The organism is Rhizobium sp. NFR03, from assembly GCF_900111275.1.
In the GTDB taxonomy this organism is placed as follows: Bacteria; Pseudomonadota; Alphaproteobacteria; order Rhizobiales; family Rhizobiaceae; genus Ferranicluibacter.
In genome coordinates this window covers 1-7,800 of record NZ_FOGR01000024.1, presented here as the reverse complement: position 1 = coordinate 7,800, position 7,800 = coordinate 1, and the positions used below count along the sequence as shown (strand labels likewise).

The window sequence follows — 7,800 nt, the reverse complement described above, 5'->3', positions numbered from 1 at the left end:
CAGGGTCTTTGCGACAGGAAGAAAAACGTGGTTGTTCAGCGACACCGCTGACGGAGCCAAGGCCAGCGCAGTGGTCTACAGTTTGATGCTGACTTGCCGCGCATGTGGCGTCGACCCACTCACCTGGCTGCGCTATGTGCTCACTGAGTTGCCGCAGCGGGACGAAGCGGCCGAAATCGACGACCTGCTGCCGTTCAACTACGCCACGACCACTGCGGCGTAATAGAGCTGGATATCAAAATCGGTGTGACGGCGGTTCAGCGCTGCCGCAGCCGTCAAGGTGCATCGAAAATTGCGCTTACGAATATTGTGTTCTGCCAGCCTGATGCGAAAGTGCTTGAATTTCAGAATCCGGCCCACATCAATTGGTGCATGAAAAGATTGGCGGCGATTAACAATCTGGATTACGGATTTCTAATGGGATCGCTAGTCGAGAAAGGTCGTAAAGAGTTCCAGGTTGATATTTCTCGTTTGACTGAGATTCTGAACGAAATGGAACTTTGAGACGTTTGCCAACTGGGTTCGTCTATGAGCTATCTCAGATGGTGATCCCGACTGGACTCGAACCAGTGGCCTACAGATTAGGAATCTGTCGCTCTATCCACCTGAGCTACGGGACCATGGTGGCATCCTTACAAAAGGTTGCTGGGGAAGCCAAGGGGGGTGGTGGGGATTGTGGTTTCGGGACGGGTGTCCCGGTGTCTTCGCCGGGGGTTCAAACGGCGTTCCCAGGGTGATATGCAGGCTCGCCTGCGCCTCTCCGCAGGCGGATACGAGGGGGCTTGATGTATATCGGGATCGACTGGGGCGGCACCAAGATGGAGGTGGTGGCGCTGGATGAGGCGGGTGCGCTGCGGGCGCGCGAGCGCGTGCCGACGCCGGCTTCCTATGATGCCTGCCTTGATGCGGTGCGGTCGCTGGTTCTTTCGGCGGAAGCGGCGTCGGGTGCTGCGGGCAGCATCGGCATCGGCATTCCCGGCAGTCCCAACCCGCGCACGGGTCTCGTGCGCAATTCCAATGCCGTCATTCTGAATGGTCGCCCGCTGGGCCGGGATCTCGAGGCTTTGCTCGGCCGCCCGGTGCGGATCGCCAACGATGCCAACTGCCTGGCCGTCTCCGAGGCGGTCGATGGGGCAGGGGCAGGGGCCGAGACGGTCTTCGGCATCATTATCGGAACGGGCCATGGCGGTGGGCTGGCAATCGGCCGGAAGGTGCATGCCGGCTTTCAGGGCGTGGCCGCCGAAGTCGGGCATTATCCGCTGCCGTGGATGCGGGCGGACGAATATCCCGGCCACACCTGCTGGTGCGGAAAGACGGGTTGCCTCGAAAAATATGCCTGCGGCACGGGCGTCGAGCTCGACTACCGCCTGACCACGGGGCGCGAGCGGCTGGCGCGCGACATCATCTCCGACATGCGCGGCGGCGACGCTGTCGCCTGCGGCGTTTACGAGCGCTTCGCGGATCGTCTCGCCCGTAGCCTCGCGCTTCTGACCAATGTCGTCGATCCCGATGTGTTCGTGCTCGGCGGCGGCATGTCGAATGTCGACGAGATCTATGACGACCTGCCGGGTCTCGTGACGCAGTATATCTTTGGTGATTCGTTCGAAACGCCGATCCGCAAGGCCGTCCACGGCGACAGTTCGGGCGTGCGCGGCGCCGCATGGCTCTGGAAGGAATAGACGCATGACGGCTTCCCCCCATATCGATACGGATATCGCCCGCGTCGCCCATCAGGAGAAGGTGCTGACGTTTACGAGCTTCGACGCCGATGTCGCCTGGGCGCTTGGCCTGCGGCTGCGCGACATGGCGGCAGCCGGCAAGCTCGGCATCGTCATCGATGTCAGCCTGTTTTCCATGCCGTTGTTCTATGCGGCGCTGGAGGGCACCTCGCCCGACAATGCCAACTGGGTGCGCCGCAAGCGCAACTGCGTCGCCCGTTTCTTCCGCAGCAGCTATGCGACCGGGCTCTCGCTCGCCCGTGACGGGCGTAGCCTGCAGGACAAGTTCGGCCTGTCGGATGCGGATTTCGCGGCCCATGGCGGCAGCTTTCCCATTACGGTCACGGGTGCCGGCTGCATCGGCGCGGTCACCGTTTCCGGCCTGCCGCAGCGGCAGGACCATGCGCTCGTGGTCGAGGCGCTGGCGCTTCATCTCGGCCATGATCTCGCCAGCCTCCGTCTGGATGTCTGATGTCTACTTCTGAAATTTCCGCAAAGGTGCCGTTCATGGCCGTTTCCGCGCTTTCCGCTTCCCTCGATCACTGGCTGACCGAACAGGCCCTGCCGCTCTGGCGGGAAAAGGGCTACGCCGAACCGGATGGCGGCTTTGTCGAGACGATCGATCTGACCGGCCGGCCGACACGCGACCATTTGCGCGCCCGCGTGCAGCCGCGCCAGACCTATTGCTTTGCCGAAGCGGGCCTGCGCGGCTGGGCCGGCGACTGGCAGACGCCGAGCGCGGGCGGTCTCGCCTTTTTCGATCGGGTCTTCCTGCAGCCAAGCGGCTTCTACGGCGCCCTTGCGGATGCAGACGGCACGCTGCTCGATCCTGCGTTCGACATCTACAATCAGGCTTTCGCGCTGCTCGCCTTTGCCTATATGGCGCGCGCCTTTCCCGAGCGCTTGGGCGAAATGGCGGAGCGCAGTGCTGCACTGAAGGCCGGGCTGGAAGACTGGTGCAAGCACCCGGTCGCCGGCTTCGAGGAGGACAACCCGCCGCGCCTGCCGCTCTGCTCCAATCCGCACATGCATCTGTTCGAGGCGTGCCTTGCCAGCGAAGAGGTCGAAGGCTTCGATCAGGTCGGCTGGACCAATCTTGCCGACGAGATTGCCACTCTCTGCATGGATCGCTTCATCGATCCGCAAACGGGTGCGCTGCGCGAGTTCTTCGACCATGACTGGGCACCCATGCCCGGCGATCTCGGCCGCGTGGTGGAGCCGGGGCACCAGTTCGAGTGGGCCTGGCTGCTGCTGCGCTGGGGCGAGCGCCGGGGCGATGCGGGTGCCATCGTGAAGGCGCGGCGGCTGTTCGAGATCGGTGAGGCGCACGGCATCTGCGCGACGCGCAAGGTCGCCATCATGCAGCTCCATGACGATTTCTCCGTGCGCGACCCGCTGGCGCGGCTCTGGCCGCAAACCGAGTGGCTGAAGGCAGCCATTCGGCTGGCAGCGCTAAGCGAGGGCGAGGCGAGAGAGCGCTATCTCGTTTCGGCCGAACGGGCAATTGCAGCCCTGAACCTGTTTCTGGACGTTCCCGTGAAGGGGCTGTGGCGCGACAAGCTGCCGGAAAGCGGCGTCTTTATCGAGGAGGCAGCGCCCGCCAGCACCTTCTATCACATCCTCTGCGCCATCTATGAGCTGAAGGACTGCCTTGCGCGCATCCGGATGTGACATATATTGACATAAATATATCTTTATGTCACTTCGAACCCTGTTCAGCAGGCGAAAGGTTGTCCCATGTCCGCCATCACGGCCCTTTTCGGCGAACCGACCCCGGCTCCCGACGGCTCGGAGGTCGCACGTGCCCTCCGACAGGCTGCGTCCGAGCGCATCCTCATCATGGATGGCGCGATGGGCACGGAGATCCAGACGCTCGGCCTGACGGAAGAACATTTTCGCGGCGAGCGCTTTCAGGGCTGCGAATGCCATCTGCAGGGCAATAACGACCTTCTGACCCTGACGCAGCCGGCCGCCATCGAGGATATCCACTATCGCTATGCGCTGGCGGGCGCGGATATTCTGGAGACCAATACCTTCTCCTCCACCACCATCGCCCAGGCCGATTATGGCATGGAGGATGCCGTCTACGAGCTGAACCGCGACGGAGCGCGCCTTGCCCGGCGCGCCGGGCTGCGCGCGCAGGACAAGGATGGCCGCCGCCGTTTCGTCGCCGGCGCGCTCGGGCCCACCAACAGGACCGCGTCGATCTCGCCTGATGTCAACAACCCCGGCTACCGCGCCGTCAGCTTCGACGACCTGCGGCTCGCCTATGGCCAGCAGCTGCGCGGGCTGATCGACGGCGGTACGGATATCGTGCTGATCGAGACGATCTTCGATACGCTGAACGCCAAGGCAGCGGTGTTTGCAACGCTCGAAGTGTTCGCCGAGCGCGGCATCACCCTGCCGGTGATGATCTCCGGTACGATCACGGATCTTTCCGGTCGGACGCTTTCGGGTCAGACGCCGACTGCCTTCTGGTACTCGCTGCGCCATGCCCGGCCTTTCTCGATCGGGCTGAATTGCGCACTTGGCGCCAATGCCATGCGGCCGCATCTGTCCGAGCTGTCCGGCGTCGCCGACACGCTCATCTGCGCTTATCCGAATGCCGGCCTGCCCAATGAATTCGGCGCCTATGACGAGAGCCCGGACGAGATGGCCGCGCAGATCGCGGGCTTTGCCAGAGACGGCCTCGTCAACATCGTCGGCGGGTGCTGCGGCTCGACACCGGCGCATATCAAGGCCATCGCCGAGGCCGTCGTCGGACACGTGCCGCGCCCCGGCCTCCAGACCCCCGGTCTCGACACAAACACACAGGCGAGGCTCTAGAATATGGCCCCTTTCTCTCCCCGGCAGATCCCGGCCATCACACCGCAGATGCGGCTCTCGGGGCTGGAGCCCTTCACGCTGACGAAGGATATTCCCTTCATCAACGTGGGCGAGCGCACGAACGTCACGGGCTCGGCAAAATTCCGCAAGCTGATCACGGCGGGCGACTATGCCGGGGCACTGGATGTCGCGCGAGACCAGGTGGCCAACGGCGCCCAGGTCATCGATATCAACATGGACGAGGGCCTGATTGATTCCAAGCAGGCGATGATCGAGTTCCTGAACCTGATCGCCGCCGAGCCGGATATCGCCCGGGTTCCGGTGATGATCGACAGCTCCAAGTGGGAGGTGATCGAGGCGGGCCTGAAATGCGTTCAGGGCAAGTCCATCGTCAACTCCATCTCGCTGAAGGAAGGCGAAGAGAGCTTCCTGTATCAGGCACGGCTGTGTCGCGCCTATGGCGCCTCCGTCGTGGTCATGGCCTTCGACGAGCAGGGGCAGGCCGACAGCCGTCAGCGCAAGGTCGAGATCTGCACCCGCGCCTATCGCATCCTCACGGAACAGGTCGGCTTTCCGCCGGAAGACATCATTTTCGATCCCAATATCTTCGCGGTGGCGACGGGCATCGAGGAGCACAACAATTACGGCGTCGATTTCATCGAGGCGACACGCGAGATCGTGGCGACGCTGCCGCATGTTCACATCTCGGGCGGCGTTTCCAATCTCTCCTTCTCGTTCCGCGGCAATGAACCCGTTCGCGAGGCGATGCATGCCGTGTTCCTCTACCATGCCATCCAGGCGGGCATGGACATGGGCATCGTCAATGCCGGTCAGCTGATCGTCTACGACGCCATCGAGCCGGAACTGCGCGAGGCCTGCGAGGACGTCGTCCTCAACCGCCGACCGGACGCAACCGACCGGCTGCTGACGCTTGCCGAGCGGTTCAAGGGGGCCGCCGGCCGCGAGGCGAAGGAGCGTGACCTGCGCTGGCGCGAATGGACCGTCGACAAGCGGCTGGAACACGCGCTGGTCAACGGCATCACCGAATTCATCGTTGATGACACGGAAGAGGCCCGGCTGGCCGCCGCCCGCCCGTTGCACGTCATCGAGGGACCTCTGATGGCGGGTATGAACGTCGTCGGCGACCTGTTCGGTGCTGGCAAGATGTTCCTGCCCCAGGTGGTGAAATCGGCCCGCGTCATGAAGCAGGCGGTCGCCGTGCTGTTGCCCTACATGGAGGCGGAGAAGCTGGCGGAAGGCGGCGAGGCACGCCAGTCGGCCGGCAAGGTGCTCATGGCCACCGTCAAGGGCGACGTCCACGATATCGGCAAGAACATCGTCGGCGTGGTCCTCGCCTGCAACAATTACGAGATCATCGATCTCGGCGTCATGGTTCCCGCGGCAAAGATTCTGGAGGTCGCGAAGGCGGAGAAGGTTGATATCATCGGCCTTTCCGGCCTCATCACGCCATCCTTGGACGAAATGGTGCACGTCGCCGCGGAGATGCAGCGTGAGGGGATGAACCTGCCGCTGCTCATCGGCGGTGCCACCACGAGCCGGGTGCACACGGCGGTGAAGATCCATCCGCGCTACGATCTCGGTCAGACGGTCTATGTCACCGATGCCAGCCGCGCCGTTGGCGTCGTGTCGAACCTGCTCTCCCCTGAAGCGCGGGATCCCTATATTGAATCGATACGGGCCGATTACCGCAAGGTGGCAGAGGCGCATGCGCGCTCGGAGCGGGAAAAGCAGCGCCTTCCGCTGGAGCGCGCCCGCGCGAACCGTCACCGTGCCGACTGGGCCGTCTATCGGCCCACAAAGCCCTCTTTTCTGGGAACACGCGTCTTCGAAGGCTGGGACCTTGGCGAGCTTGCGCGATATATCGACTGGACGCCGTTCTTCCAGACCTGGGAGATGAAGGGTGTCTATCCCAAAATTCTCGACGACGAACGGCAGGGGGCGGCCGCGCGCCAGCTTTTTGCCGATGCGCAGGCCATGCTGGCCCAAATCATTGCGGAAAAGTGGTTTGCACCGAAGGCCGTCATCGGCTTCTGGCCGGCGGGGTCGACGGGTGACGATATCCAGCTTTTCACCGACGAAGCACGAGAGACACCGCTTGCGACCCTGCACACGCTGCGCCAGCAGATGGCCAAGCGCGATGGCCGGGCAAATATGGCGCTCGCCGATTTCGTCGCGCCGACCGACAGTGGCATCGCCGACTATATCGGCGGCTTCGTGGTCACGGCCGGGATCGAGGAGGTCGCGATCGCGGAGCGTTTCGAGCGCGCGAACGACGACTATGCCGCGATTCTGGTCAAGGCGCTGGCCGACCGCTTCGCCGAGGCCTTTGCCGAGCGGATGCATGAAGTCGTTCGCAAGGAGCTCTGGGGCTACGCGTCCGACGAGGCTTTCGAACCGGAGGCGCTGATCTCCGAGCCCTATGCCGGTATCCGTCCAGCCCCAGGCTATCCGGCGCAGCCCGATCATACCGAGAAGACCACGCTATTTCACCTGCTCGATGCCGAAGCCCAAATTGGCGTAACGCTGACGGAGAGCTTTGCCATGTGGCCGGGCTCGTCCGTCTCCGGGCTCTACATCGGACATCCCGAGGCCTACTACTTCGGCGTGGCCAAGGTGGAGCGGGACCAGGTCGAGGATTACGCCCGCCGCAAGGGCATGTCGGTGCTTGAGGTCGAGCGCTGGCTGGGCCCGATCCTGAACTACGTGCCGAAGCCTTTGGAGGCTGCCGAATAGGCAAGCTTCCGGATTTGCGCTCATCGAGCGAGACGCTCTTCAAACGATGCCCGGTGCCGCCGCTTCGGGCGTCGTTTTCGTTTACGGCGGAGGCCGATATTCGGAAGAAGCTGGAATTTGACAAAGATTACAGCAGCTTGTCACTTTTATGAATTTTTTCGGACTGGGGCTGTTGACGAAACCTCATGCTCGGATCTATAAACCGCACACCAACGAGGGCGGCGGCGCTGCTGGCGACCAACGAACTCGCTCTGAAGTTTCTTGACTTTGTGGCGGCTTGGCGGTTTCGGGCAGATGTGCTTGAGGCTCTTGGCGGTGAGATTTTGCGGTGTTTGGGCTTTTGGGCTTTGGGCATTTGCGGTTTGGACGGGCTTTAGGTCTGTCGGTTTTTTGACAATTGAAGATGAGAAAGAGAAACGTGGGCGGCGGATGTTGCGCGGATCGGGAAGGGTTTTCGGATCTGGACCGGTTCATGGAATAGACTTCGACGGTCACGTTTTTG

5 protein-coding genes, 1 tRNA gene and 1 pseudogene are annotated in these 7,800 nt (G+C 62.8%); 6 read left to right on the top strand and 1 reads right to left on the bottom strand.

Features of this window, described 5'->3' with window-relative positions; translation table 11 throughout:
* On the top strand, positions 1–223 hold a 223-nt coding region (locus BSG19_RS25470), incomplete at its 5' end, for a transposase domain-containing protein (protein WP_139274839.1).
* Positions 224–246: 23 nt separating this feature from the next.
* Positions 247–504, top strand: a complete 258-nt coding sequence (locus BSG19_RS25465; protein ID WP_170866114.1) for a glycosyltransferase family 61 protein — start codon at positions 247–249, stop codon at positions 502–504.
* A gap of 39 nt (positions 505–543) precedes the next feature.
* On the opposite strand, the gene BSG19_RS25460 is transcribed toward BSG19_RS25465, so the two are convergent.
* A tRNA-Arg gene (locus BSG19_RS25460) sits at positions 544–620 on the bottom strand.
* A 165-nt stretch (positions 621–785) separates the two neighbouring features.
* Here BSG19_RS25460 and BSG19_RS25455 point away from each other — a divergent pair.
* The 4 genes and pseudogenes from BSG19_RS25455 to metH all read left to right on the top strand — a co-directional run bounded on the left by BSG19_RS25455 (position 786) and on the right by metH (position 7,298).
* Entirely contained in the window at positions 786–1,679 is an 894-nt protein-coding gene (locus BSG19_RS25455; RefSeq protein WP_092990788.1) for an ROK family protein, read from the top strand.
* Between the two features lie 4 nt (positions 1,680–1,683).
* A complete protein-coding gene (locus BSG19_RS25450) occupies positions 1,684–2,190 on the top strand; it encodes a heme-degrading domain-containing protein (RefSeq protein ID WP_092990787.1) in 507 nt (168 codons plus the stop codon).
* A gap of 35 nt (positions 2,191–2,225) precedes the next feature.
* Positions 2,226–3,389, top strand: a complete 1,164-nt coding sequence (locus BSG19_RS25445) for an AGE family epimerase/isomerase (RefSeq protein ID WP_092990786.1) — start codon at positions 2,226–2,228, stop codon at positions 3,387–3,389.
* Between the two features lie 66 nt (positions 3,390–3,455).
* A pseudogene (gene metH, locus BSG19_RS25440) lies at positions 3,456–7,298 on the top strand (methionine synthase).
* The last annotated feature ends 502 nt before the right edge of the window (positions 7,299–7,800 follow it).

Bases quoted from the DNA above. Each gene is read 5' to 3' on its own strand.
- BSG19_RS25455 (WP_092990788.1), top strand. From the start codon at position 786: ATGTATATCGGGATCGACTGGGGCGGCACCAAGATGGAGGTGGTGGCG.
- BSG19_RS25450 (WP_092990787.1), top strand. From the start codon at position 1,684: ATGACGGCTTCCCCCCATATCGATACGGATATCGCCCGCGTCGCCCAT.
- BSG19_RS25445 (WP_092990786.1), top strand. From the start codon at position 2,226: ATGGCCGTTTCCGCGCTTTCCGCTTCCCTCGATCACTGGCTGACCGAA.